Here is a 24,626-nt window from a genome sequence, read left to right as displayed (position 1 = left end):
CCCTGAAAATAGGGCTTGACCTTCCCATCGTTGGATAGCAGATCCTGACCCTATTCGTTAATCTTTCGTACAGGATCTGCCATGAACCAGAGTGCACTCGCTCCCGCCGCCTCCCCACCCGCCGCCGCGCATGCGCAGGCGCTGGCCATCGAAGGCATGAGCTGCGCCTCGTGCGTGGGCCGCGTGGAAAAGGCCCTGGCCGCCGTGCCCGGCGTCACCCAGGCCAGCGTCAACCTGGCCACGGAAGTGGCCAAAATCAGTTCCGACACGCCGATTCCCCTGGCCACCCTGCAGGCAGCCGTGGAAAAGGCCGGCTATAGCGTGGCGCAGCGCGAGATCGACCTGAATGTCGCTGGCATGACGTGCGCCTCTTGCGTGGGCCGGGTGGAAAAAGCCCTGCTGAAGGTGCCGGGCGTGCTGGCCGCCAGCGTCAACCTGGCGACGGAAAGCGCGCGCATCAAGGTGACGGGCGGCCTGGAAGCGGGCGCCCTGATCGCCGCCATCGACAAGGCCGGCTATGCGGCCACCGTGCCCGCCGCCAGCCAGGCCAGCGCGCCCGCTGCCACACCCAACCGCGATGGCATGAAAGTGGCGTTCGCGGCCGTGCTGGCCTTCCCCTTGATGCTGCCGATGCTGCTCGAGTGGGCCGGCATCCACTTGATGCTGCCCGGCTGGCTGCAATTCGCTCTGGCCACGCCCGTGCAGTTTTACTTTGGCGCGCGCTTCTACAAGGCGGGCTGGAAGGCGGCCCGCGCCGGCAGCGGCAATATGGATCTGCTGGTGGCGCTGGGCACGAGTGCCGCGTATGGCTTGTCCGTCTACCAATGGCTGACGGCGGGCGAAATGCTGCCGCACCTGTACTTTGAAGCATCGGCCGTCGTCATCACTCTGGTGCTGCTGGGTAAATGGCTGGAAAGCCGCGCCAAGCGCCAGACGGCTTCGGCCATCCGCGCGCTGCAAGTCTTGCGTCCCGAATCGGCCCGCGTGCGCCGCGACGGCGTGGAAATCGACTTGCCCGTGGAGCAGGTGAAAGTGGGCGACCTGGTGGTGATACGCCCCGGCGAACGGGTGGCCGTCGATGGCGTGGTGGTGGAAGGCGCGAGCCAGATCAACGAGTCGCTGATCACGGGCGAAAGCTTGCCGGTCGATAAGCATCCGGGTGATAAGGTCACGGGCGGCGCCATCAATGCCGATGGTTTATTGCTGGTGCGCACGCAAGCCGTGGGCGGCGAGACGACCTTGTCGCGCATCATCCGCCTGGTGGAAGATGCGCAGGCGGCCAAGGCGCCGATCCAGCACCTGGTCGACAAGGTCAGCGCGATCTTTGTTCCCGTGGTGCTGGTGCTGGCGCTGCTGACCATGCTGGGCTGGTGGTTCGCTACCGGCGAGCTGGAGAATGCCATCATCAATGCCGTGGCCGTGCTGGTCATCGCCTGTCCATGCGCGCTGGGCCTGGCCACGCCGACGGCCATTATGGCTGGCACGGGCGTCGCTGCCCGCTACGGCATCCTGATCAAGGATGCGGAAGCGCTGGAAGTGGCGCATGCCGTCAATACCGTCGTGTTCGACAAGACGGGCACCCTGACGGTGGGCAAACCTGCGCTGGCGGCCCTGCATGCGCACGGCATCGACGATGGACGGCTGTTGCAGCTGGCGGCCAGCATCCAGCGTGGAAGCGAGCACAGCCTGGCGACGGCCGTGCTGGACGCGGCTGCCGCCCGCCACATCGAGCCCTTGCCGGCCGCGGGCTTGTCGGCCTTGCCGGGCCGCGGCCTGGCGGCCCATGTCGATGGCCTGGAATTGAAACTGGGCAGCACGCGGCTGATGCAGGAGTTGAACGTGGACATGACGCCTTTGGCGGCACAGGCCATGTCGCTGGAAAATACGGGCAACACGATTTCATGGCTGGCTTCGGGCACGGAACTGCTGGGCCTGTTCGCCTTTTCCGACCAGGTCAAGCCGAATGCGCAGGCGGCCATTGCCCATCTGCACAGCCTCGGCATCCAGACCGTGATGCTGACCGGGGACAACCAGGGCAGCGCCGACGCCGTCGGCAAGCTGCTGGGCATCGACACGGTGGCGGCGAAAATGCTGCCGGCCGATAAAACCGCTAAAATCGTCGCGCTGAAAGGCGAGGGTGCGAAGGTGGCCATGGTGGGCGACGGCATCAACGATGCGCCTGCACTGGCGGCCGCCGACGTGGGCATCGCCATGTCGACGGGTACGGACGTGGCCATGCATGCGGCCGGCATTACCCTGATGCGCGGCGATCCGGCCCTGGTGGCGGATGCCATCGATATCTCGCGCCGCACCTACAGCAAGATACGGCAGAATCTGTTCTGGGCCTTCATTTATAACCTGATCGGCATTCCGCTGGCCGCCTTCGGCCTGCTCAACCCCATGGTGGCGGGCGCGGCGATGGCCTTCAGTTCGGTCAGCGTGATCAGCAATGCCCTGTTGCTGCGCCGCTGGAAAGCCCGCAGTGCGCATACCAAGGAGTCATAGGATGAATATCGGCCAGGCGGCAAGCGAGACGGGCGTATCGGCAAAAATGATACGCTACTATGAAAGCATTACTTTGTTAAAACCCAGCGCGCGCAGCGACGCCGGTTACCGCATCTACACGCCGAATGATTTGCACGCGCTGCGTTTCATCAAGCGTGGGCGGGGCCTGGGCTTTTCGCTCGAGCAGATCCGCGAGCTGCTGTCGCTGTGGCAAAACGACCAGCGCGCCAGCGCGGACGTGAAAGGCATCGCGCTGGCCCACGTCGACGAGCTCAACAAGCGCATCGCCGAACTGACGGAAATGCGCGATACCCTGGCGCACCTGGCGCAATCGTGCCACGGCGACGACAAGCCCGATTGCCCTATCCTGCAAAGCCTGGGGCTGGCCGGCGACAAGGAAGCGAAAGCATGTTGCCCTTGATGTAAGTCAACGGAGGTGCATATGGCGTATGAACTGTACTACTGGCCTACGATACAGGGGCGTGGCGAATTCATCCGTCTGGCCCTGGAAGAGGCGGGCGCCGACTACCGCGACGTCGCCCGTTTGCCTGAGCGCAAGGGGCAAGGCGTCCCCGCCATGCTGGCCTGCCTCGATGGCGATAGCACCCCACAGGCCGCCTACGCGCCGCCCGTGCTGCGCGATGGCGAGCTGCTGATCGGCCAGACGACGAATATCCTGTTCTACCTGGGCCGGCGCCTGGGCCTGGCGCCGCGCGCGGAAAGCGGCCGTTTGTGGCTGAACCAGCTGCAGCTGACGATGGCCGACTGGCTGACGGAAGTGCACGACACGCACCATCCGCTGTCGGTGAATCAATATTACGAAGAGCAAAAGCAGGCGGCCATGCTGCGCAGCGCCGATTTCCGCCAAACACGTTTACCCAAGTTTCTCGATTATTTCACGCAAGTGTTGCTGAACGGCCGCGGCCAGTATCTGGTGGGCGCAAAACTCACGTATGGGGACCTGTCGCTGTTCCAGATGCTGGCCGGTTTGCATTATGCCTTTCCGCAAGCCATGGCGCGTTTGGCGCCGCTGTATCCCGCCTTGTCCGACCTGCACGACACGGTGGCGGCGCGGCCGAACATCGCCCGCTACCTGAAATCGAAGCGCAGAATCGCTTTCAATGAGGACGGCATCTTCCGCCATTATCCCGAACTGGATGGATAAAAAAACAGCCGGCGCAATGGCCGGCTGTCGTGACGCTGCTGTGGCTGTTATTGCGCGCTGGTGACGGGAAAGCCCGCCTCCACGATGGCCGCGCTGATGGCGCCGAGTTCGGCGGGCGATTCCACCGTGACGCGCTTGCTGGCCAGGTCGATCTGCACCTGGGCTTGCGGATCGATGGCTTGCACCGCTTTCGTGACCGAGCCGACGCAATGGCCGCAGCTCATGTTTTCAACTTGTAACTGATACATGGCAAGCACTCCTTCAATGGTTAAGTGTGTCCACTGTAAGCCTTCCCCCGATGGTAAGGTCAAGGGGAAAGCTGCCCTACGGATCAATTCAGCAGGAAATCAACAGCTTGCATGGGTGGCGGCACCTTGTCGTCCTGCACGGATTCGCGCAAGCTGATGTCGATGGCGCGGCACATGGCCGACAGCGGCAAATCGTTGGCATCCTCGCCGAACGGTTCCTCGATCTCGTCGCCCAGCGCGTCGAGGCCAAAGAAGGTGTAGGCGACGATAGCGACGACGAACGGCGTCATGAATCCGAGCGAATCGACGAGGCCGAAGGGCAGCAGGAAACAGTACAGGTAGGCCGTGCGGTGCAGCAGCAGCGAATACGAGAACGGGATCGGCGTGCTGCGGATGCGTTCGCACGAAGCGCCCGCCGCTACCATGGCCGAGACCGTGTTATCGATCTGTGTGGCCAGGATGCTGTCGATGCGGCCCTGCCGGACGCAGTCGGCCAGGTCGTGGCCCATCTGCAGCATCAGGTAGTCGGACGGGTTCGCCGCCTTGCAGGCCGCTTCCCATTCGGCCGGGTGCAGCAGCGGTTGCAAGTCGGCCGGTCCGCGCGTGTCGCGCAGCTGGTGGCGCAAGGCGTGGCAAAAGGCAATGGCGCGGTAAATCATGCGCACCCGCACGTCTTCCAGGCCCAGCTTGGCGTGGGCTGGCGTGTCGCTGCGTATCATCGTCTGGCACTGGCGCGAGAAATTACGGCTGCGCAAGACCAGTTCGCCCCACAGCTTGCGCGCTTCCCAGTAGCGGTCATAGGCGGCCGTGTTGCGAAAGCCCAGGAAGATGGCCAGCGGCAAGCCGATCAGGGTAAACGGGATGGTGGTGAGGATCACCTTGTGGTCGAACAGGGTGCCGTGGCACCAGGTGACGAGCGTGGCGATCAGGGTGTTGACGATCAGCGTGGTGCGGATGCGCGGCAGGACGGAACCGCGCACCACGAGGAACAGTCGCAGCGCCGAAGGACGCTCGCGCACGATCATGCTGTGCTCCCTGTCGGGGAGCGGGCTGGCGGGGAACGGCGCGCCCGGTGATGGTTAAATGGAGTAAGACAGAACGGCAATGGCCGGGAACAAAAAGCCCGCGATATATGCGGGCTGAGCAGGGTGTGCATGGGAAGCAGAGTAGGGGAGACGGCTTGAGTATAGGCCGCCGCTCCGCTTCAAGCCAATTCACAGTGATAATGGGCATTATTCATTTCATGAATGAATATTTCATTTGTAATTTAAATTCATATAATTACTGAAATTACTGTTTCTTTTTCCGTCTGGGCCAGTCGCAATCGAGCAAGTCGCATGGGTTGCAGGAGCAATGGTGACAGTCTGGCGAGGGGATGTCGCAATCGCAAAAGCCCGCCTGGGCCAGATGTCTGCCGCTACGCCGTGCCTGAGGATGCAGCGCGAGGTGCTGGCGATGCCGTTCGCCGCAGGCGCGCAAGCGGCGTTGCAACAAGGGCAGGCCCGTGCGCAAGCCATGACGTTCAATCACCCGGTAGCCATAGGCGGAACAGCTGTCGCGCCCCGTCAGCACACGGTAAGCGCAGGAAAAACCCTTCCATGGCGACAGGTAGCGCTGATAGGCGCGTATGGCCCACAGGGCCAGGAGCTTGCCATAGGTATTGAGCGTGAGAATGCATGCTCCTTTGCGATGGTCGTAAAGACGGTGCTTCGAGCATACGACAGGTATCCCGGAATGCATACTATGTCACCGTCAGATGTGGGAATGCGCCCAAAGTTGCTTTCAATAATGTTTCCGGTGAGCGGATGCGCCTGGCGTCAAGTATCCAGCGCCATCCGAGGTAGTTCGGCAGGTAACGCGTCGCCACGCCATGAAACGGACCGAGCCATTGCCGCAAACGGCTGTGATAGGCGTTGACGTTCTGCACATGGGCGGCGCCCTGCACGCGGACACCTGCGCGCAAGTTGACGGCCTGGTGGCTGATGCCCGCTTCCCTGGCAAAGGCCCGATAGGCCGCATGACCATCGGTGACCAGCAACACGTCCTTGTCGATAACGGGTAACAGGCAATGATGCAGCTGCACCTTGGTCAACGCCCCTCTGCCCGTGACGAAATCGAGGGTCTGGCCCGTGCGGTCGCGCGCCACCAGGATGCAGACCTGTTCGTTCGATATGCCGCGTTTATGGGCATGGCCGCCCCGGCGGCGGGGCGGACGCGTCATCTGTCTGGATCCCTTTTCCGATTCCAGCAGATATAACTCGTCGGCCTCGGCGATGCCGTGCAGGCCATGCGGCCGGTCCGTCTTTGCCAGCGATAGAAACCGGTGGCGCCAGCGAAACGTGGTATTGCGGTGTACGCCCAGTTCAGTGGCTGCCTTGCGCACGGAATCCGATGCCAGCAGACAATCGGCGTAGTCGAGCCACAGCGATTTATGGCGCAAGCGGGCCAATGGGGTGCCAGTAGAGGCATTGAAGGTGCGGCCGCACGGCACGCAGCGGTAGCGCTGCAGTCCGTGCGCATGACCATGTCGATGCAGGTGATGCGATTGGCAGGCGGGGCATGCCAATCGCGGCTGTAGCACACCTTCCAGCAGCGCGACGGTCGCGTCATGTGGCGCGTTGCCACGCAGCAGGGCCATTCCTGCCTGTCGTTGGCGCCGGCTCAACTGCGCAAATTGCGCGATGAAACTGATCCATTCGGCTGACTGCATGATCTGCTCCCTGTGTGGTGAGTATGCAGAGTCAGACAGCACCACCAAGGGAAGATTCCGGCATTTCCCCTATTTGCCGATGACAGAGCCTCGAAAAATAGCGCCAGCGGCCTACGCGGACATGGCTTGCCAGCCATACCAGCCGAACGCCGCCACCCACGCCAGCAAGATAGCCAGCCCCGGCAGCAATAGCCACTTCGCCACGGACTCTTCCCATGCCACGTACGGCTTGCCGCCGCGCGCGATGGCCAGCAGCGCCTGCCCCCCGTTCAAACCGGCAAACGGCAGCAGGTTGAACGCGCACAGTTTCAATGAGAACAGGGCGAACACGAGCGCAAAGCCGTGCGTGCGGGCAAAGCTTTCTCCATCACCCAGCAATGCCTGCGCCGTCGACAACGGCGCCAGCGCACCGTGGATGATCTGTCCGAAGGCAGCGACAAAGCGCTCCCAGCCCGAGGCTCCCATGATGCCCAGCGACAAGGCCAGCAGCACCGCCACTCCGCTCAATGGCAGCAGCACCTGCTTCCACAGCGGCTGGAAGTTATAGGCGTCCAGGCAGGGATCGTCGTCATACAAGGTTTTCTCGCGCGTATCTTTCAGCACCACGTTGCCGGCCAAGGGCAGCAGCTTGAGGTGGACTTTCCCCACGGTCAGCAGGGTCGGCCCCACGCCGTAGCTGATGCCGCGCACGGTGATGCCCAATGCGCGGGCGCACACGGCCATGACAGAAATGTGGATGAGCATGAAGAGTATGAAGCAGAGCAACAACTGAAAGGCGGGATGCATCGGCAATGGTGTCCAGAAGGGGAGGAGCAGTATTAGAACATGCCGCCACGAAAAGTCGCGCACATGAAAAAAGCCCCGGTCGCATCGCTGCAGCCGGGGCTTTCGATCATGAACGCGGCGTTGAAGCCGCGCTGATAATAACTTACAACACTTCGCTGGCGTGGTCGGCCAGGCGCGAGCGCTCGCCGCGGGCCAGGGTGACGTGGCCGCTGTGGGTCCAGCCCTTGAAGCGGTCGACCACGTAGGTCAGGCCGCTCGAGCCTTCCGTCAGGTACGGCGTGTCGATCTGTGCGATGTTGCCCAGGCACAGGATCTTCGTGCCGGGGCCGGCGCGCGTGACGAGGGTCTTGACCTGTTTCGGCGTCAAGTTCTGCGCTTCGTCGATGATGAGGAACTTGTTCACGAACGTGCGGCCGCGCATGAAGTTGAGCGACTTGATTTTGATGCGCGAGCGGATCAGGTCTTGCGTTGCCGCGCGGCCCCATTCGCCGCCATCGGAGTCGGACTTGTTCAGCACTTCCAGGTTGTCGTCGAAGGCGCCCATCCATGGCGACATCTTTTCTTCTTCCGTGCCTGGCAGGAAACCGATGTCTTCGCCCACCGGCACCGTGACGCGGGTGACGATGATTTCATTGTAGAGCTTGGTTTCCAGCACTTGCGCCAGGCCGGCGGCCAGGGCCAGCAGGGTCTTGCCGGTACCGGCCTGGCCCAGCAGGGTGACGAAGTCGCATTCGGGATTCATCAGCAAGTTCAGCGCGAAGTTCTGCTCGCGGTTGCGCGCCGTCACGCCCCACACATTGTTCTTCGTGTGGCTGAAGTCGCGCAGGGTTTGCAGCACGGCCGTCTTGCCGTTGATCTGTTTCACCTGGCCGTAGAACGGCGTTTCGCCGTTTTTCGGTTCCAGATAGATGAATTGGTTGACCAGCAACGATGGAATGAACGGGCCCGTCACGCGGTAGAACGTGGAGCTGTAGCCGTTCTTGCTTTCCTGCCACGATTCCATGTCCTTGCCATGCTTGTTCCAGAAGTCGTCCGGCAATTGCACGATGCCCGAGTACAGCAAGTCCGTGTCTTCCAACACATGGTCGTTGAAGTAGTCTTCGGCCGGCAAGCCCAGGGCGCGCGCCTTGATGCGCATGTTGATGTCTTTCGACACCAAGACGACAGGGCGGCCTTCCTGTTCCGATTCTAGCGAGCGCACGACGGCGAGGATCTGGTTGTCGGCCTTGCCCACTGGCAAGCCAGCCGGCAAGTCGGCGCTTTGCAAGCGCGTCTGGAAGAACAGACGGCCCTTGGCGTCCTTGTTGCCCAGCTTGGACAGCAGGATGCCGTGTTCGATGGCGTCGTCGTCCGTGTTGCTGATCAGGGCGTCGAGCGTGCGCGAGACCTGGCGTGCATTGCGCGCCACTTCCGTCATGCCCTTTTTATGGTTGTCCAGCTCTTCCAGGGTCATCATCGGCAGATACACGTCGTGTTCCTCGAAGCGGAACAGCGACGATGGATCGTGCATCAGCACGTTCGTGTCGAGCACGAACAGCTTGCTGATGCCGCGCTGGTCGGCGGCGCGGCTGGCGGACGATTTGAGCTGCACTTCCACAGGCTTGTGCTTGGCCGGATGCGGCTGCTCGGCTTGCTTGGTGGGCTTGATCGGCGTGACCTTGCCTTTTGCGGCCGGCTTGGCTTTCGCTGCAGGCGCAGCAACCGCGGCAGGCGCGGCCGCAAGGTGCGCAACGGCTGGCGCAGCGGGCTTGGCGACCATCAGGGCCGCCACTTGCTTGATCTTCGTGGCCGCATTGCGGACCGGTTTGGCAACTTCGGCGATCGCCGCTTCAATGATCGGTGCAGCCACTTTCTTGGCTGCCGGGGTTTTGGTGGCCGGGCGCGCTGCGCCTGCGGTTGGGTAATCTTGGGTGGCCAGGATGGTGGCTGGCTTGCTCGGTAATTTTGGCAGTGGCATCAGGATCTCAATCAAAAAATTTCTGGAATGAATCTCCCATGGGCAGCCAGCTTCTGGCGGCACTTCTCATGGGGGGATGCGAGGGGAACAACAATGCTACAGGACGAGAAACTGCCGGAAGGCCGGCAGCATGGCCGGTCATGGACGCCATCGGCGGGCTGCTGGCCCGCCTGGCGGAGTGGATGGAGGCGCTTCGTTGACTCAAAATGGCGATAGGTACCGTGAACTGAACTGCGGTTGAACCAGGCTCGCTGGAAGCCGACAACACGCATTGGATCAAAATGGACGATCAATTCAGATGCGCTACGAATTCCAGCACTTCTTCCACGTGAGTTGCGACCTTCACGCCTCTCCATTCTTTCACCAATCGGCCCTGGGCGTCAATCACAAACGTACTGCGCTCGACGCCACGGACCGTCTTGCCGTACATCTGTTTCATCTTCATGACGTTAAACAGCAGGCAAACGGCTTCGTCCGGGTCGGAAATGAGCTCGAATGGCAGCTCGAGCTTGGCCTTGAAGCTTTCGTGCGAGCGCAGGGAATCGCGGCTGATGCCGTAGATTTCCACGCCGGCGGCGACGAATTGCGGATACGCATCACGGAAAGCGATGTTTTCCGTGGTGCAGCCAGGGGTGTTGTCCTTCGGATAGAAAAACAGCACGGTGGCCTTGGCCGGGCGGCCCAGCAACTGAAAGGTTTTGCCGCTGGTCATGGCGGCGCTAAAGTCGGGTATGCTAACGAGGGATTGGCTATCAGCCACAGGTTCTCTCCTGAACGGTGATCATCAGCGCTGGTTTTTAATCTGGCAACGCATCCAGGTGCAACAATACAGCATTCAGGCCGCTTTGCCCTGCACAATCAGGCGTCCCGAACGCCCTGGCAACTCATCCCAGGTGATGGGGCAAACGGGCAAGTCCGACTCTTTTATCTTTTCATAATAATCGCCCATCGCTGCAAACTGGTAGCCCTGGGCTTTCCAGCCAGCCAGCAGTTGTTCGAAAATGGGGGCGAGTTTCTGTCCTTCAAGTTCCGCATGCAAGGTATACACGTGATCGCGGGGATTGTCCGCCGTCAGCGACAATATGTGCTCTGCAACATTGCCGGCCGTGATCAGTTTGCCGTCGATTTCACAGCCCAACAATTCATCCAGGGTGGGCAGGGTGGTGGGCAGTTGCACGCATTGCAGGATGGTGTTGCCGTTGCGCACGCGGTGCGGGCCTTGCGACGGCTGCGCCATGGCGCCGCGCGCATCGAGCATGGCGCGGCCATCGGAGGCAAAGCGGTAGCCGGCCGTGTCGTGTTCGACAAAGGCGCTGACATTCATTTGCCAGCCGGCCGCGCCATGCGTGTGCGGCTTGGTGCCAAACACCTGTTCGTAGCGGTTGGCGGCCTTGCGCATCATGTTGATGGTCCAGGCAGCGTTGCGCTTGGCCACGTTGTCTTGCCACAGGGTGTGATCCCAGGTGTGGATGCCGCACTCGAAACCGGCATCGCGCACGGCGCGCAATTGCGCCGCGCATTGCTTGCCGATATCGGGTCCCGGCAGCAGGGTGCCGTACATCAATGTTTTCAAGCCGTAGTGCTCGACTACCGACGTGCGCGACACCTTGCTGAAAAAGCCGGGCCGCAAGGCGCGCCGCAGGGCCCAGCCCGTGTGGTCGGGGCCCAGCGAGAACAGAAAGGTGGCCTTGGCCTGGTGCGCGGTCAGCATGCGCACCAGATTGCCCATGCCTTCACGGGTGCCGCGATAGGTATCGACGTCGATTTTCAGGGTCAGGAACGGCTTGCTCAACATTAATCCATCAGGGCTTTGGCTTGGGCTACCTGGCTGCGGTAGGCGTCGAAAATATTGCGCAGGGAATCGGCCATGGTGGTGGTCGGCGCCCAGCCCAGCTCTTCGCAGGTATTCGTGATTTTCGGCACGCGGTTTTGCACGTCCTGGTAGCCGGCACCGTAGTAGGCGCCCGAGGTCGTTTCCACGATTTTCACATGTTTCGCGCCTTCGGCGTATTCCGGGTATTCGGTGGCCAGGGTCAGCATCATGCCGGCCAGGTCGCGGATCGAATAGTTATTGGTCGGATTGCCAATGTTGTAGATCTTGCCGCTGGCGATGCCGTTCTTGTTGGCGATGATGCGCATCAGCGCATCGATGCCGTCGTCGATGTAGGTGAACGCGCGTTTTTGCGCGCCGCCGTCGACCAGCGAGATGTTTTCGCCGCGCACGATATGGCCGAAGAATTGCGTCACCACGCGCGAGGAACCTTCTTTTGGCGTGTGGATCGAGTCCAGGCCCGCGCCGATCCAGTTGAATGGACGGAACAGCGTGAAGTTCAAGCCTTCCATGCCGTAGCCCCAGATCACGCGGTCCATCAGCTGCTTGGCGTTCGAATAGATCCAGCGCGGCTTGTTGATCGGGCCGCAGATCAGTTCCGAGTTTTCCGGATCGAATTCCTCGTCATGGCACATGCCATACACTTCCGAGGTCGACGGGAAGACCAGGTGCTTGCCGTACTTGGCGGCCGAGCGGACGATAGGCAGGTTGGCTTCGAAGTCCAGTTCGAAGACGCGCAGCGGCTGCTTGACGTAGGTCGATGGCGTGGCGATGGCCACCAGCGGCAGGATCACGTCGCACTTCTTGACGTGGTACTCGACCCATTCCTTGTTGATCGTGATGTCGCCTTCAAAGAAGTGCATGCGCGACTTGTAGTTGTCATCTTCCAGCAATTCCGTGATGCGGTCCGTGTTCATGTCCATGCCGTAGACATGCCAGTCGGTGGTTTCCAGGATGCGCTTGGACAGGTGGTGGCCGATGAAGCCGTTGACGCCTAAGATGAGGACTTTTTTCATGTGAGATTCTCTTGTGTGATATCAGTGTATGCTGACGCGGGTGGTCAGACTTGCTTGCAATTGCTGAGCCGAAACCGGCTCCCCGGCAGCCCTCAGCGCGGAAATGGCCAGCATGTGGCCGTCTCCGCAGACGCCAAAGATGCAATTATCCACTACGGCCAAGCCCGGTGGCAAACTTCCTGCTGAATGCTTGCTTAAACGGGCTGTTTCGATGGTGTAAATAACATTGTTGACTTCGGTGAACGCGCCGGGATAGGGCGGCGCGACGGCCCGGTGCAGGTTGTACACCTGCTGCGCCGGTAACTTCCAGTCGATGCGGCCGTCTTCCGGCGTGCGTCCGCCAAAGTAGCCGCCCTGGCGCAAATCGTTGAGCTGGCGCGGCGCCGTGCCGTCCAGCAAGGCCGGCAGCACGTTCCACAAGGTTTGCTCCGCCGCCACGGTGACCTTGCCGAAGACTTCGAAAGCCGTGTCGTCGGGCAGGATGGGCACGGCCGTTTGCGCGACGATGGCGCCGGCGTCCGGCTTGACCGTCATTTCATGCAGGGTGGCGCCCGTTTGCGGGGCGCCATGCAGCACGGCCCAGTTGACCGGTGCGCGGCCGCGGAACTGCGGCAGCAGCGAACCGTGCATATTGTAGGCAGGCGCGACTTCCAGAATGCTGGCCGGCAGCATGTGGCGGTAGTAAAAGCTGAACAGCATGTCAGGTGTTGCCGCCTGCACCTGCGCCAGCAGCTCGGGCGTGCGCGCGTCCGATGGCGTGATGTACGGAATGCCTTCGGCCTGGCACAGGCTGGCGACGGATTCGAACCACAGGTTTTCCGTGGGGCTGTCTTCGTGCGTGACGACGAGGGCGATATCGACGCCGCCGGCCAGCAGCACCTTGATGCAGCGCACGCCCACATTGTGGTAGCCGAAGACGACGGCGCGCGGGGCGCCCATCAGCGGCCCACCTGGCGTTTTTCCAGGCGCACATATGATGGCGCCTCGGCTTCCGCCTGGACCATGCCGTCCTGCAAGATGGTTTGCACCACGTAGCGGGGACGGGCACGTACTTGCTGGAAGATGCGTCCCACGTATTCGCCCACGAGGCCGATGCCGAACAGGATCACGCCCATCAGGAAGAAGGCGATGGCGAACAGGGTGAACACGCCCTGCGCCTCGGCGCCGAACAGGAAGCGGCGCGCCAGCAGATAGATCACCAGCCCGGCCGAACTGAGCGACAGCAGCATGCCCAGCATCGAGAAAATTTGCAGGGGGATCAGCGAAAAGCCCGTGACCAGGTCGAAATTGAGGCGGATCAGGCTGTACAGCGAATATTTCGATTCACCTGCGGCCCGTTCCTCGTGCTCGACGGTGATTTCCGTGGGCTTGCGGGCAAACGTGTAGGCCAGGGCGGGGACGAAGGTGTTGACTTCGGCGCACTGGTTGACCAGGTCGATCACGTTGCGGCCGTAGGCGCGCAGCATATTGCCCTGGTCCGTGATCTTGATGTTGGTGATGCGCTCGCGCAGCCGGTTCATCATCTTCGACGCCAGCGTGCGCCAGGCGGAATCTTGCCGCTTGCGCCGGATCGAACCCACGTAATCGTAGCCTTCACGCATCTTCGCCACCAGGTTGCCGATTTCTTCGGGCGGGTTCTGCAGGTCGGCGTCGAGCGTGACCATGATCTGCCCGCGCGACGCTTCAAAACCGGCGAGGATGGCCATGTGCTGGCCATAGTTACCGTTGAACAAGACGACGCGCGTGACGTCGGGGCGCTGGCGGAACTGTTCCGCCAGGATGGCCACCGAATTGTCGCGGCTGCCATCGTTGACGAAGATGATCTCGTAGCTTGTCTGCAGGGCGTCGAGGGCTGGATACAGGCGGGCGAACAGGGCGGCCAGGCCATCCTGCTCGTTGTAGATCGGAATGATAACGGACAGTTCAGGTTTCATCGGCGCGCTGCTCATTTGATGAGGATGGATTTGACGGTGGCGACGGCGCGTTCCACGTCCTGTGTCGTCATGGCGTAGAACATCGGCAAGGTCACGGTCAGGCGGCCGATCTTTTCCGAGACGGGGAACATGCCCTCGGTAAAGCCGCGTTCGCGGTACATGGTAAACAGGTGGATCGGTGCGTAATGATAGCCCGTTCCCACGTTTTGCTGCGCCATTTGCTGCATGAAGGTGGCGCGCGTGCCGGGGCCGTTGTCGGGCAGGATGATCTGGAACAGATGCCAGTTGCTGTTTTCAAAATCCTGCACGGGCAGCTGGGCGCCGCTCTGCGCTTCGAAGTCGCTGCCGAATTGCTCAAAGTAGTGGCGTGCCAGTGCGCGGCGGTGGGCCGTGATGGCGTCGATATTGGCAAATTGGCCCAGGCCGATGGCGGCCATGATGTCGCTCATGTTGTATTTGCCGCCCAGCACGTCGACGTCGATGCCGTCAACGCCGCTGCGCGTCACGCCCTGCAGCCGGTATTTCTCGGCCAGTTTCGCTTCTTCCAGGTTGTTCAGGACGAGGCAGCCGCCTTCGCCCGTGGTGATGTTCTTGTTGGCCTGGAAGCTGAACGAGACGAAGTCGCCAAACGCGCCGATGCGTTTGCCCTTCCACGTGGAGCCGAACGCTTGCGCCGCGTCTTCCACGACCCGCAAATTGTATTTTTCAGCGATCGCGTACAGGCGGTCCATGTCGACGGGCAGGCCGGACAGGTAGACGGGGATGATGGCTTTCGTGCGCGCGGTGATGGCCGCTTCCAGTTTGTCGAGGTCGATATTGCGCGTGACGGGGTCGATGTCGGCAAACACGGGCGTGGCGCCCACTTCGATGATGACGTTGGCCGTCGCTACCCACGACACGGGCGTGGTGATGACTTCGTCGCCGGGGCCGATGCCGGCGATGCGCAGCGCGATTTCCATGGTGCACGTGCCCGAATTGAAGGTGCGCACGGGACGCCCGCCGAAATACTCGGACAGCTGGGCTTCGAAGGCCTGAACTTTCGGGCCGCTGGTGATCCAGCCCGAGCGCAGCACTTCGCCGACGGCGGCGATGGTCGCTTCGTCGATGGTGGGTTTGGAAAATGGCAAAAAGGGCAGGGTAGAAGTCATGGGGTGCGGCTCTTGGGTCGGTATGGTGTCAGGGTATCGGTGTCGCCAAGGCTGCCGTGCGCTCAAACGCGGCCGGCAGGCATGGCTATTTTATATCGTCAGTATGGCGGCGCAGCCGGTTCAGCAGTGAAAAAATCCTGCTGCTGCGGGGGCGGGGCAAGCTGGCCGGGGGCGCGATCCATGTTGCCTCGCGCCCCAGTTAAACACTATTTGTTGGCAATGACCATGCGGCGCGCATCCTCGGCGACAACACGCATGGGCACGCCACGCTCTTGCAATTCCTTGTAACGGTCCAGGCTGATAATGGCCATGTCGCGCACGCCGGCGTTGGCATCGTTCGTCCATTGCGTGATGAAAGTCTCGATGCTCGGAATGGACAGCTCGGGCTGCTGTTTCAGGCCAAACGTAAACTCATCCCAGTAATCGACGAGGATCACGGGCCGCTGCAGGTAATACGTCAGCGACTGTTCGTAGATGCCGACCGAATAGAGCTTGGTATCGGCCGTCAGTTCGGCCTGGATCTGCGGCAGCATGTCGGTGCCCGCGCGGTTCTGGCCATACAGTTCGGAGCCGGCCAGGATGCAGTGCGTGGCCAGGAAGCCGGCGCCGGCAATCGTCAGCACGGTCATGTCGCGGCGCAGCTGGCGCGCATGCAGCAGGGCCAGGGCGCCGCCGGCCAGGGCGAAGAAGCCGGCCGCCATCAGCCATGGCTGGTAGCCCTTGAGCGCGACCAGGGCATCCGCGTCGCGTGCGCTGGCCCTGCTGAAGGCGATCGGCCCGCCGATCAGGATGGCCGCGCCCAGCACACACAGCAGACCGGCGGCGAACAGGCGCTGGCGGCGCGATGCCGATTCCAGGTACAGCGCCACCAGCAAGGCCAGCGCGGGGAAGACGGGCACGATATAGCCAGGCAGCTTCGAGGTCGAATAGCTGAAGAAGAAGAAAATGAAGACGGCCCAGATCAGCAGCATCAAGCGGGGCTGGAAGGTGCCTTCCTGGCGCTTGAAGGCGGCGGCCAGGCTTTGCGGCAGCACGCCTATCCATGGCAGGATGCCGGGAATGAGCAGCACGAGGAAGTAGTACCAGGCGCCTTCGCGCTTGTGGCCCTTCATCAGGAAGCGCTGGAAGTGCTCGTGGATGAAGAAGAAATGTGGCTGTTCCGGATTGCGCAGCGCGACCAGCACGAACCACGGCGCGGCGATGGCAAAGAACACCAGCAAGCCCTTGACCAGGTGCAAACGGGTCCAGATGCGCCAGTCGCGCGCACACAGCGAATACAGTACCAGCACGGCGCCCGGCAGCACGATGCCGATTAGGCCCTTGGCCAGCACGGCCAGCGCCATGGCGGCCCAGCAGGCCAGCATCCAGTTGCGCCGCTCGATCGCCGTGGCGTCGTCGCGCTGGGCGATCAGCAGGCTGCCCAGGGTGAGGGTCATCATGCCCGACAGGCCCATGTCCAGCGAATTGATCTGGCCCGAAGCGAGCCAGAACAGGCTCGACGCCAGCACCAGACCCGCATACAGGCCCACGCGCGGGCCGAACACTTTCTTGCCCGCGTAGGCCGTCATGCACACGCCGATGATGCCGCACAGGCCAGTCCACAGGCGTGCCTGCCACTCGCCCAGGCCGAAGGCGGCGAAGGTCAGCGCATTCATCCACGTTTGCAGCGGCGGCTTTTCAAAGTACTTGATGCCGTTCAGGCGCGTGGTGATCCAGTCGCCCGTGACGAACATTTCGCGCGCCATCTCGGCGTAGCGGCCTTCGTCGGGCGGCACCAGGGTACGGATACCCAGCGCATACAGCGTGACGACGATGAAGATGCCCAGCAGGGACCACATCAGCACCCGTGACGAGTGCAGTTCATTGACATTGATTTTCATGCGGCCTTGCCTGCGGCCGGGGCCAGGATCAGTGCCAGGGTGACTTTGCGGCCTTCGCCCATGAGGATATTGTAGGTGCGGCAGGCGGCCTGGCTATCCATGCATTCGACGCCGATGCGGCGCATGGTCAGCGCTGCTGTCAGTTTCGGATGCACAAAGCGCTGGCGCTCGCCCGTGCCGAGGATGACCACGTCGGGTGCGTCGGCCAGGATTTGCGCGAAATGCGCCTCGTTCAATTGCTCGAAACTGTCCACTTCCCACGCCCGTGGCGGTGTTTCCGGCATGACGATCAGGCTGTAGTTGTACGGCTGGGCATTGATCTCGACGCCGTTTTCGTCATAGCCGGTGACAGTCTGGTATTGTTGGGTGCTGCTGGCGTGGAGTTTCATGGCGATATCGGGGCTGGTCGTGTCGGTTGATCGGTGCGCGCGCGGCCAAACTGCGTGCCGCGGCCAAGGGCGTAAGCATGCCATAAATGACAAAAAAGAGCGACTGAAAAGCAACATCCTTTCCAAATTGCAATGTTCGGTGCCACAGTGGCGGTGCATGCTGACGCCATGGTAATGCTGCAAGATTAAGGGAAGATGAAGATGGCGCCCGCCAGATTGCCGTCCGGATGCGCCGGCGTGGCAGAATCGGCGTCAAATGCTGCGGTTCGCCATGTTTAATTTGATAAAATGCCCTGTTTTCGGCGAGAATGGTTGTTTTCGCCTTGCAGTCTTTCGCATCGCAGTTTCACGGGTTCATAGTTCTGGCGCGGCGGCCACGCTGCAAGTTCTGGTCACCGCGCCGCATCACGACAGGGATTTATTTTGCGACCGATTCAGAAATCGAATAAATTGGCGGACGTCTGCTACGACATCCGCGGCCCGGTCCTGGAAAAATCCAGGCAAATGGAAGAAGAAGGCCACAAGATCACCAAGCTCAATATCGGCAATCTGGCCGTATTCGGCTTCGATCCGCCCGACGAGATCGTGCGCGACATGATGCTCAATCTGCAGAATGCGGCCGGCTATACGGATTCGAAAGGCATGTTCGCACCGCGCAAGGCCGTCATGCACTACACGCAGGGCAAGAATATCGCCGGCGTGACCATCGATGACATTTACCTGGGCAATGGCGCTTCCGAACTGATCGTCATGTCGATGAACGCGTTGCTCAACAGTGGCGACGAAGTGCTGGTGCCGGCGCCCGATTACCCGCTGTGGACGGCCGCCGTCAGCCTGTCGGGCGGCAATCCCGTGCACTATGTGTGCGACGAGCAGAACGAGTGGTATCCCGACATCGAGGACATGCGCCGCAAGATCACGCCGCAAACGAAAGCCATCGTCGTCATCAACCCGAACAATCCCACGGGCGCGCTGTATCCGGTGTCCGTGCTGCTGCAGATCGTCGAACTGGCGCGCCAGCACCAATTGATCATTTTCGCCGACGAGATCTACGACAAGGTGCTGTACGACGAAGCCGAGCACGTGTCGATCGCCTCGCTGGCCGACGACGTGCTGTTCATCACCATGAACGGCCTGTCGAAGAATTACCGTTCCTGCGGCTACCGCTCCGGCTGGATGGTGGTCTCGGGCGAAAAGCGCCACGCAAAAGATTACATCGAGGGCCTCAACATGCTGGCCTCGATGCGGCTATGCGCCAACGCGCCGGGGCAGTTTGCCATTCAGACGGCGCTTGGCGGCTACCAGAGCATACAAGATCTGGTGGGGCCCGGCGGGCGCCTGTTGAAACAGCGCGATCTGGCGCACAAGCTGCTGACCGATATTCCGGGCGTCACCTGTGTCAAGCCGAAGGCCGCGCTGTACATGTTCCCGCGCCTGGACCCGGAGATCTACCCGATCGCCGACGACCAGCAGTTTGCCTATGAATTACTGGCCGAAGCGAAGGTCCTGATCGTGCAGGGCACGGGCTTCAACTGGATCGCGCCCGACCATTTCCGCGTCGTCTTCCTGCCCAATTCCGATGACCTGACCGAGGCCATGGGGCGCATTGCGCGCTTCCTCGAAGGTTACCGCAAGCGTCACGGCCGGGGCTGAATCAGCCAGCAGCAATCTCGATCAATCATACCGATCAACCTGGCGCCGCCTTAGGGGGCGCCACTTATGAGCAGTCAAGCACAACTATGAAATCCATCAAGATCGGCCTGCTGGGCCTGGGCAATGTCGGTTACGGCACGTTCAGCGTCCTGAAACGCAACCAGGAAGAAATCAAGCGCCGCGCTGGCCGCGGCATTGAAGTCGTCGCCGTCGCCGTGCGCGACGTGGCGCGCGCCGAAGCGCTCGTCGCCGGCGGCTGCAAGGTCGTCAACGACCCGCACCTGATCGTCAATGATCCCGAGATCGACATCGTCGTTGAACTGATCGGCGGCTACGACCTGTCGAAAACCCTGGTGATGCAGGCCATCGCCAACGGCAAGCACGTGGTCACGGCCAACAAGGCCCTGCTGGCCGTGCACGGCAACGAAATCTTCGCCGCCGCCCAGGACAAGGGCGTGATGGTGGCCTTCGAAGCGGCCGTCGCCGGCGGCATCCCCATCATCAAGGCGCTGCGCGAAGGCTTGACGGCCAACCGCATCGAATGGATCGCCGGCATCATCAACGGCACCACCAATTTCATCCTGTCCGAAATGCGCGACAAGGGTCTCGATTTCGCCACCGTGCTGAAACAGGCGCAGGAACTCGGCTACGCGGAAGCCGACCCCACCTTCGACATCGAAGGCGTCGATGCCGCGCACAAGGCCACCATCATGTCGGCCATCGCCTTCGGCATCCCGGTGCAGTTCGACAAGGCCTACGTGGAAGGCATCAGCAACCTCAATGCCGTCGACATCCGCTACGCCGAGCAGCTGGGCTACCGCATCAAGCTGCTGGGCATCACCAAGCGCGCCACCGTCAACGGCGTGGAAGGCATCGAGCTGCGCGTGCATCCGACCCTGATCCCCGCCAAGCGCCTGATCGCCAACGTGGAAGGCGCCATGAACGCGGTGCTCGTGCATGGCGACGCCGTCGGCGCCAGCCTGTACTCGGGCCGCGGCGCGGGCGCCGAGCCGACCGCTTCGTCGGTGATCGCCGACCTGGTCGACATCACGCGCCTGGCCACGGCCGACCCGGAACACCGCGTGCCGCACCTGGCGTTCCAGCCGAACGCGATGACCGATATCGCCATCTTGCCGATGTCGGAAATCACCACCAGCTACTACCTGCGCATGCACGTGGCCGACCAGCCGGGCGTGCTGGCCGACCTCACGCGCATCCTGGCCGAACGCGGCATCTCGATCGACGCCATGCTGCAAAAGGAACCGGCCGAGGGCGAGACGCACACGGACATCATCATGCTGACGCACCAGACGCAGGAAAAGAACGTCACGGCCGCCATCGAGAAGATGGAAGCGTTGAACAGCGTGGTGGGCACCGTCACCAAGATCCGCCTGGAAAACCTCAGCTGATCTTTTTCAGCGAGCCATGCAAAACGGCGCCCGCGGGCGCCGTTTTTTTATGCGTGATGTTGTCGGATTACGGCCCTTCGGACCTAATCCGACCTACGCCTACGCCGCTCAAGGCGCGGCGACGGGGCCCACGTCCATGCCGTCATAGCTGGCCAGCTGGTTGTCCTGCGCAAACGCCATCAGTTCGCCATTGCGCGCGTGCAGGCTGTCGACACCATGCACTTCGGCCTTTTCCACGTGCAGCACCCACACGGGCGGTGCCGCCGGATCGTCGAGCTCGGGCTGGTACAGTTCCACCGGGCGGTAGCCCTGCAGCGCCAGCAGGGTGGCGGCCTGTTCCAACGGTTCGGAGGTCGGGTTGGTGAAGTAATAGCCCCACAGCAGCGGCTGGGACAAATCCCAGGGCGCGTTCTCGGCGATATTGGCAAACAGTTCGGTTACGTCGTCTTTGGTCATCATGGCTGCGGGCTTTCATTAAAATCTCAGGGCGCGATCTTAACATCGGCTGCCGCTGGGGCGAACTGCACGCTAACCTTCAGCCCATGTCCATTCGCGGCCGTCGCGAGCTCCAGGCGCGCGCCGTGCAGGGCCGCGATGTCGCGCACGATGGCCAGGCCCAGGCCGGCGCCGCCAGGGTTGCTTTCCAGCGCCGCGCCGACCCGGTAGAACGGCGTCAACACGCGTTCGCGTTCCGCGGGCGGGATGCCCTTGCCGCTGTCTTCCACTTCCAGCACCGTTTCGTTTCCAGCGCCGGCTGCGCGCACGCGCAGGATCACGCTGCCGCCCGGTGGCGTGTAGCGCAGGGCGTTGTCGACCAGGTTGGCCACCAGCTCATGCAGCAGCAGGGCCTGGCCATGCACGGGCGCTTCGTCGGGCGCTTCCAGCGACAGGTCGATATTTTTGGCGACGGCAGCCATGGCCATTTCCAGTCCCACCTGCTGCGCCATGTCGCGCAGCGCGACGGTGTCCATGGCCAGATTCTCGCCGCCATGCTCGATGCGGGCCAGGGTCAGCAGGCGGTTGGCCAGCAGCACGGTCGAATCGGTGGTGACGGCGATCGAGCGCACGATGTCGCGCAGGGCGGCGATGTCCGGCGGCGCGCCCGCCTGGCGGTCGCATTCGCGCATGGCCAGTTCGGCCTGGGTTTTCAGCACCGTCAACGGGGTGCGCAGCTGGTGCGAGGCATCGGCGATGAAGCGGCGCTGGCTGGCGATCAGCTGCTGCAGGCGCGACATGGCGCCGTTCATGGCGCTCACCAGCGGGCGCATTTCCTTGTGCACCAGCGTGGGATCGACGTCGGACAGGTCGGACAGGGTGCGCGTCTCGACTTCCGTTTTCAGGCGCATCAGCGGGCGCAGCACCAGGCGCACGGCAAACCACACGAGGGCGCCCATTACCAGTATCATCGCCGCCTGCCAGATCAGGGTATCGAACAGGATCTGGTTCGACAGGCCGCGCCGCGCGTCCAGCGTTTCGGCCACCTGGATCAGGGTGATGCCGCGCATCGAGTCGTCATACACGGGCTGCAGCAGGGCGGCGATGCGGATCGGCTTGCCGTGGTAGTCGGCGTGGTAGAAGCGCACCAGGGCCGGATAATTCTGCGAGCGGGGCACGTTTTTCGGCACGGGCGGCAAGTCGCCATAGCCCGATACCAGCTCGCCGTTGATGCCCGTGACCTTGTAGTAGATGCGGCCCAGGGTGTCGGTCTCGAAGCTGTCGAGCGCCACGTAAGGCACTTCGGCCACCACCTTGCCATTGACGATGGAGACTCTTTCGGCCAGCGCCCGCGTCGACGCCAGCAAGGAGCGGTCATAGGCCATGTCGGCCGCGTCGAGCGCGTTGCGATAGACAAAAACGGCATCGAGCAGCACCAGCATCACCAGCGGGATGAGCAGCCAGCGCAGCAGCTGGCTGCGCAGGCTGCCCAGCGGCCGGCCCTGCGCCCAGCGCCGGCGCAGGCGCTCGAACAGGGACAGGCTTGGCGCGCGCACGGTCATTTTGACGCGGCCGGCGCCATCGCGCTGCGCGGCTGCAGCAGGTAGCCGATGCCGCGCAGGGTGGTGATGACGGCGCCGTCGGGCGAACCGGTTTCGACGCCGCTCTCGAGTTTCTTGCGCACGCGGTGGATATACAGTTCGATGGCATCCAGGTTGGCGTCGTCGGCCAGCGCGAAGACTTCGTCGAACAGCTTTTCCTTCGAGACGGCGCGCCCGGAGCGCGTGATCAGTGCTTCGAGCACGGCGTGTTCGCGCGGCGTCAGGGCCAGCGCCGCGCCGCCATAGCTGAACATGCGCGTGACGGTGTCGAAACTGAGGGCGCCGCACGTATGCACGAGCGCTTCGTTGCCCTGGCTGCGGCGCAGCAGGGCTTTTACGCGCGCTTCCAGTTCGGCCAGTTCGAACGGCTTGGCCATGTAGTCGTCGGCGCCCAGGTTCAGGCCCTGCACTTTTTCATCGAGGCCGCCGCGCGCCGTAAGTATCATGACGGGAGTCTTGCCTCGCGTGCCGCCGCGCGCGCGCAGGCGGCGCAGCACGTCCAGGCCATCCATCTTCGGCAGGGTCAGGTCGAGCAGCACCAATGAATATTCCTGCGTATGCAGCAGGGCGTCGGCATCGGCGCCGTTGTGGGCTGTCTCCACCGTCAGGTGCGCGTCGCGCAGGGCCTTTGCCAGCCAGTGCGACAGCTCCAGATGGTCTTCCACTAATAATATGCGCATGGTCTCCGCCATTCGTTTGAATGGGTGCAGTGTAAGCCTGTCGGCACGCCGCCGACAGGGGCCGCAATGAATTTGTTGGTATTGCCTGTGGCTGGCCGGCGACACCTGTCAGTCTGAAAGCGAATTGAAAGGATCGCGATCATATAGTGTGATCCTGATTCATGAAATTGATCAGGCATATCACTAATAACTATATCTAAGGGAGACACTCTACATGAAGAAAACTGCATTCTCGCTGGCCGCCATGGCGGTACTCGCCGCAGCCGGCAGCGCCCACGCCCAGTCGAACGTTACCCTGTACGGCCGTCTTGACGCCGGCATCAGCAACACCAGCAACGCTGGCCCGAACAAAAGCTCGATGACGCAGGTGAGCTCCGGCGGCATGAACACTTCGCGCTGGGGCATCCTGGGCAGCGAAGACCTGGGCGGCGGCCTGAAAGCAGTCTTCAATCTGGAAGGCGGCATCCTCGTCGACACGGGCGCGGCCGACGGCGCGCTGTTCAAGCGCCAGGCCAACGTGGGCCTGGAAGGCGCGTTTGGCCGCGTCGTGCTGGGACGCTCGTTCACCACCGTGTACGACTTCGTGCTGCCGTTCGATCCGATGGCCTATGCGCCGTTCTACTCGTGGGCCACTTCGGCCAACGCGACGGGCCCGAGCAAATACGGCATGACGACGGCCTTCGACAATATGGTCAAGTACTCGGGCAAGACGGGCGGCTTCAGCTACGGCGCATCGTACGGCTTCGGCGAACAGTCGACGGGCAGCTCGGACAGCGCCAAGCTGTCGACCGCCGTCACCTACAAGACCGGTCCTGTCAGCCTGCTGGCCACGTATGAACAGGTGAACGGCAACACCATCGCCGGCGGCGCGCGCGACAAGACCACCGTGTATCACCTGGGCGCCATGTACGACGACGGCCCGTGGAAAGTGCAGGCTGCGGCGCGTGACTACAAGCTCGATCCGGCTGCCTCCGGCAAGGCCGACGTGCGCGGCACCATGTACTGGGGCGGCGTCAGCTACAAGACCACACCGGTCATCACCCTGACGGGCGTGATCTACTACCAGGACGTGAAAAACGTGGCGGCCAACCTCGATGCCGATCCGATCATGTACGTGGCGCGCGTGCGCTATGCCCTGTCCAAGCGCACCGACCTGTATGTGGCCGGCGCCTATGCCAAGGCCAAGCACAACCAGCTGGTCAGCCTGTCGCGTGACGACGCCGGTTTCGGCGACACGCAGCGTGGCCTGATCGCCGGCATCCAGCACCGCTTCTAAGGC

23 protein-coding genes are annotated in these 24,626 nt (G+C 62.4%); 6 read left to right on the top strand and 17 right to left on the bottom strand.

The annotated features are described in order from the left end of the window. Positions 1-81: 81 nt before the first annotated feature. The 3 genes from AC4BCN_RS22455 to AC4BCN_RS22445 are packed head-to-tail and all read left to right on the top strand — an operon-like array spanning position 82 to position 3,670. Positions 82-2,505 (top strand): heavy metal translocating P-type ATPase, encoded by a 2,424-nt coding sequence (locus AC4BCN_RS22455; protein WP_490491793.1) that lies wholly within the window; start codon positions 82-84, stop codon positions 2,503-2,505. Position 2,506: 1 nt separating this feature from the next. Then, entirely contained in the window at positions 2,507-2,926 is a 420-nt protein-coding gene (cueR, locus tag AC4BCN_RS22450; protein ID WP_485878538.1) for a Cu(I)-responsive transcriptional regulator, read from the top strand. Between the two features lie 21 nt (positions 2,927-2,947). Next, positions 2,948-3,670, top strand: a complete 723-nt coding sequence (locus tag AC4BCN_RS22445) for a glutathione S-transferase (RefSeq protein WP_490491792.1) — start codon at positions 2,948-2,950, stop codon at positions 3,668-3,670. A 47-nt stretch (positions 3,671-3,717) separates the two neighbouring features. Here the strand turns inward: AC4BCN_RS22445 and AC4BCN_RS22440 are convergent, their stop codons facing one another. From AC4BCN_RS22440 to AC4BCN_RS22375, 14 genes are all read right to left on the bottom strand, one after another. Then, on the bottom strand, positions 3,718-3,918 hold the full coding sequence (locus AC4BCN_RS22440) for a heavy-metal-associated domain-containing protein (protein WP_034750458.1): 201 nt from the start codon (positions 3,916-3,918) through the stop codon (positions 3,718-3,720). Positions 3,919-4,001: 83 nt separating this feature from the next. Beyond that, on the bottom strand, positions 4,002-4,943 hold the full coding sequence (locus tag AC4BCN_RS22435; protein ID WP_139091583.1) for a bestrophin family protein: 942 nt from the start codon (positions 4,941-4,943) through the stop codon (positions 4,002-4,004). Between the two features lie 265 nt (positions 4,944-5,208). Further along, the gene (yidD, locus tag AC4BCN_RS22430; protein WP_490491791.1) at positions 5,209-5,658 is read right to left on the bottom strand and encodes a membrane protein insertion efficiency factor YidD; all 450 of its coding nucleotides are present in this window, start codon (positions 5,656-5,658) and stop codon (positions 5,209-5,211) included. Between the two features lies 1 nt (position 5,659). Further along, positions 5,660-6,628: an IS1595 family transposase gene (locus AC4BCN_RS22425; RefSeq protein ID WP_490491790.1), complete on the bottom strand. Its 969-nt coding sequence runs from the start codon at positions 6,626-6,628 to the stop codon at positions 5,660-5,662. Between the two features lie 111 nt (positions 6,629-6,739). Further along, a complete protein-coding gene (locus AC4BCN_RS22420; RefSeq protein ID WP_490491789.1) occupies positions 6,740-7,414 on the bottom strand; it encodes a site-2 protease family protein in 675 nt (224 codons plus the stop codon). A 142-nt stretch (positions 7,415-7,556) separates the two neighbouring features. Next, positions 7,557-9,371, bottom strand: a complete 1,815-nt coding sequence (locus tag AC4BCN_RS22415) for a PhoH family protein (RefSeq protein WP_490491788.1) — start codon at positions 9,369-9,371, stop codon at positions 7,557-7,559. Between the two features lie 289 nt (positions 9,372-9,660). Further along, entirely contained in the window at positions 9,661-10,131 is a 471-nt protein-coding gene (locus AC4BCN_RS22410) for a peroxiredoxin (RefSeq protein ID WP_034750445.1), read from the bottom strand. A 75-nt stretch (positions 10,132-10,206) separates the two neighbouring features. Further along, positions 10,207-11,166 carry a polysaccharide deacetylase family protein gene (locus AC4BCN_RS22405; RefSeq protein WP_490491787.1) on the bottom strand — a complete coding sequence of 320 codons (960 nt, stop codon included), beginning with the start codon at positions 11,164-11,166 and terminating at the stop codon, positions 10,207-10,209. Then, positions 11,166-12,218: a bifunctional UDP-4-keto-pentose/UDP-xylose synthase gene (locus AC4BCN_RS22400; protein ID WP_046685777.1), complete on the bottom strand. Its 1,053-nt coding sequence runs from the start codon at positions 12,216-12,218 to the stop codon at positions 11,166-11,168. The genes AC4BCN_RS22405 and AC4BCN_RS22400 overlap by 1 nt, the downstream gene beginning before the upstream one ends. Positions 12,219-12,239: 21 nt before the next feature. Then, positions 12,240-13,157 carry a formyltransferase gene (locus AC4BCN_RS22395; protein WP_490491786.1) on the bottom strand — a complete coding sequence of 306 codons (918 nt, stop codon included), beginning with the start codon at positions 13,155-13,157 and terminating at the stop codon, positions 12,240-12,242. Continuing rightward, on the bottom strand, positions 13,157-14,152 hold the full coding sequence (locus AC4BCN_RS22390) for a glycosyltransferase (RefSeq protein WP_128142342.1): 996 nt from the start codon (positions 14,150-14,152) through the stop codon (positions 13,157-13,159). The genes AC4BCN_RS22395 and AC4BCN_RS22390 overlap by 1 nt, the downstream gene beginning before the upstream one ends. A gap of 11 nt (positions 14,153-14,163) precedes the next feature. Continuing rightward, positions 14,164-15,300: a DegT/DnrJ/EryC1/StrS family aminotransferase gene (locus AC4BCN_RS22385; RefSeq protein ID WP_485878521.1), complete on the bottom strand. Its 1,137-nt coding sequence runs from the start codon at positions 15,298-15,300 to the stop codon at positions 14,164-14,166. A 206-nt stretch (positions 15,301-15,506) separates the two neighbouring features. Further along, entirely contained in the window at positions 15,507-17,180 is a 1,674-nt protein-coding gene (locus tag AC4BCN_RS22380; RefSeq protein WP_485878519.1) for a glycosyltransferase family 39 protein, read from the bottom strand. Next, positions 17,177-17,569, bottom strand: a complete 393-nt coding sequence (locus tag AC4BCN_RS22375; protein ID WP_070311121.1) for an Mth938-like domain-containing protein — start codon at positions 17,567-17,569, stop codon at positions 17,177-17,179. The genes AC4BCN_RS22380 and AC4BCN_RS22375 overlap by 4 nt, the downstream gene beginning before the upstream one ends. Positions 17,570-17,992: 423 nt before the next feature. Between AC4BCN_RS22375 and AC4BCN_RS22370 the strand changes: the two genes are divergently transcribed. After that, positions 17,993-19,222, top strand: a complete 1,230-nt coding sequence (locus tag AC4BCN_RS22370) for a pyridoxal phosphate-dependent aminotransferase (RefSeq protein ID WP_034750427.1) — start codon at positions 17,993-17,995, stop codon at positions 19,220-19,222. Between the two features lie 86 nt (positions 19,223-19,308). Beyond that, positions 19,309-20,631 carry a homoserine dehydrogenase gene (locus AC4BCN_RS22365; protein ID WP_034750424.1) on the top strand — a complete coding sequence of 441 codons (1,323 nt, stop codon included), beginning with the start codon at positions 19,309-19,311 and terminating at the stop codon, positions 20,629-20,631. Positions 20,632-20,739: 108 nt separating this feature from the next. On the opposite strand, the gene AC4BCN_RS22360 is transcribed toward AC4BCN_RS22365, so the two are convergent. Genes AC4BCN_RS22360 through AC4BCN_RS22350 form a run of 3 tightly spaced genes read right to left on the bottom strand, consistent with a single transcriptional unit; the run spans position 20,740 to position 23,347 of the window. Beyond that, positions 20,740-21,090 (bottom strand): ribonuclease E inhibitor RraB, encoded by a 351-nt coding sequence (locus AC4BCN_RS22360; RefSeq protein ID WP_051991073.1) that lies wholly within the window; start codon positions 21,088-21,090, stop codon positions 20,740-20,742. A 23-nt stretch (positions 21,091-21,113) separates the two neighbouring features. Continuing rightward, positions 21,114-22,622 (bottom strand): sensor histidine kinase N-terminal domain-containing protein, encoded by a 1,509-nt coding sequence (locus AC4BCN_RS22355; RefSeq protein WP_490491785.1) that lies wholly within the window; start codon positions 22,620-22,622, stop codon positions 21,114-21,116. 2 nt (positions 22,623-22,624) lie between these two features. Continuing rightward, on the bottom strand, positions 22,625-23,347 hold the full coding sequence (locus AC4BCN_RS22350) for a response regulator (protein ID WP_490491784.1): 723 nt from the start codon (positions 23,345-23,347) through the stop codon (positions 22,625-22,627). Between the two features lie 214 nt (positions 23,348-23,561). On the opposite strand from AC4BCN_RS22350, the gene AC4BCN_RS22345 reads away from it, so the two are divergent. Continuing rightward, positions 23,562-24,623, top strand: a complete 1,062-nt coding sequence (locus tag AC4BCN_RS22345; RefSeq protein ID WP_128142349.1) for a porin — start codon at positions 23,562-23,564, stop codon at positions 24,621-24,623. Positions 24,624-24,626 lie beyond the last annotated feature (3 nt).

The organism is Janthinobacterium sp. Bl 1, from assembly GCF_058215535.1.
This window is presented reverse-complemented; position numbering and strand designations above follow the sequence as displayed.

What these genes read in the sequence shown, in the direction of transcription:
- AC4BCN_RS22405 (WP_490491787.1), bottom strand. Translation starts at nt 11,166, where the DNA reads ATGTTGAGCAAGCCGTTCCTGACCCTGAAAATCGACGTCGATACCTAT.
- cueR (WP_485878538.1), top strand. Translation starts at nt 2,507, where the DNA reads ATGAATATCGGCCAGGCGGCAAGCGAGACGGGCGTATCGGCAAAAATG.
- AC4BCN_RS22395 (WP_490491786.1), bottom strand. Translation starts at nt 13,157, where the DNA reads ATGGGCGCCCCGCGCGCCGTCGTCTTCGGCTACCACAATGTGGGCGTG.
- AC4BCN_RS22425 (WP_490491790.1), bottom strand. Translation starts at nt 6,628, where the DNA reads ATGCAGTCAGCCGAATGGATCAGTTTCATCGCGCAATTTGCGCAGTTG.
- AC4BCN_RS22380 (WP_485878519.1), bottom strand. Translation starts at nt 17,180, where the DNA reads ATGAAAATCAATGTCAATGAACTGCACTCGTCACGGGTGCTGATGTGG.
- AC4BCN_RS22345 (WP_128142349.1), top strand. Translation starts at nt 23,562, where the DNA reads ATGAAGAAAACTGCATTCTCGCTGGCCGCCATGGCGGTACTCGCCGCA.
- AC4BCN_RS22445 (WP_490491792.1), top strand. Translation starts at nt 2,948, where the DNA reads ATGGCGTATGAACTGTACTACTGGCCTACGATACAGGGGCGTGGCGAA.
- AC4BCN_RS22390 (WP_128142342.1), bottom strand. Translation starts at nt 14,152, where the DNA reads ATGAAACCTGAACTGTCCGTTATCATTCCGATCTACAACGAGCAGGAT.
- AC4BCN_RS22415 (WP_490491788.1), bottom strand. Translation starts at nt 9,371, where the DNA reads ATGCCACTGCCAAAATTACCGAGCAAGCCAGCCACCATCCTGGCCACC.
- AC4BCN_RS22440 (WP_034750458.1), bottom strand. Translation starts at nt 3,918, where the DNA reads ATGTATCAGTTACAAGTTGAAAACATGAGCTGCGGCCATTGCGTCGGC.
- AC4BCN_RS22455 (WP_490491793.1), top strand. Translation starts at nt 82, where the DNA reads ATGAACCAGAGTGCACTCGCTCCCGCCGCCTCCCCACCCGCCGCCGCG.
- AC4BCN_RS22420 (WP_490491789.1), bottom strand. Translation starts at nt 7,414, where the DNA reads ATGCATCCCGCCTTTCAGTTGTTGCTCTGCTTCATACTCTTCATGCTC.
- AC4BCN_RS22365 (WP_034750424.1), top strand. Translation starts at nt 19,309, where the DNA reads ATGAAATCCATCAAGATCGGCCTGCTGGGCCTGGGCAATGTCGGTTAC.
- AC4BCN_RS22385 (WP_485878521.1), bottom strand. Translation starts at nt 15,300, where the DNA reads ATGACTTCTACCCTGCCCTTTTTGCCATTTTCCAAACCCACCATCGAC.
- AC4BCN_RS22400 (WP_046685777.1), bottom strand. Translation starts at nt 12,218, where the DNA reads ATGAAAAAAGTCCTCATCTTAGGCGTCAACGGCTTCATCGGCCACCAC.
- AC4BCN_RS22350 (WP_490491784.1), bottom strand. Translation starts at nt 23,347, where the DNA reads ATGCGCATATTATTAGTGGAAGACCATCTGGAGCTGTCGCACTGGCTG.
- yidD (WP_490491791.1), bottom strand. Translation starts at nt 5,658, where the DNA reads ATGCATTCCGGGATACCTGTCGTATGCTCGAAGCACCGTCTTTACGAC.
- AC4BCN_RS22375 (WP_070311121.1), bottom strand. Translation starts at nt 17,569, where the DNA reads ATGAAACTCCACGCCAGCAGCACCCAACAATACCAGACTGTCACCGGC.
- AC4BCN_RS22435 (WP_139091583.1), bottom strand. Translation starts at nt 4,943, where the DNA reads ATGATCGTGCGCGAGCGTCCTTCGGCGCTGCGACTGTTCCTCGTGGTG.
- AC4BCN_RS22360 (WP_051991073.1), bottom strand. Translation starts at nt 21,090, where the DNA reads ATGATGACCAAAGACGACGTAACCGAACTGTTTGCCAATATCGCCGAG.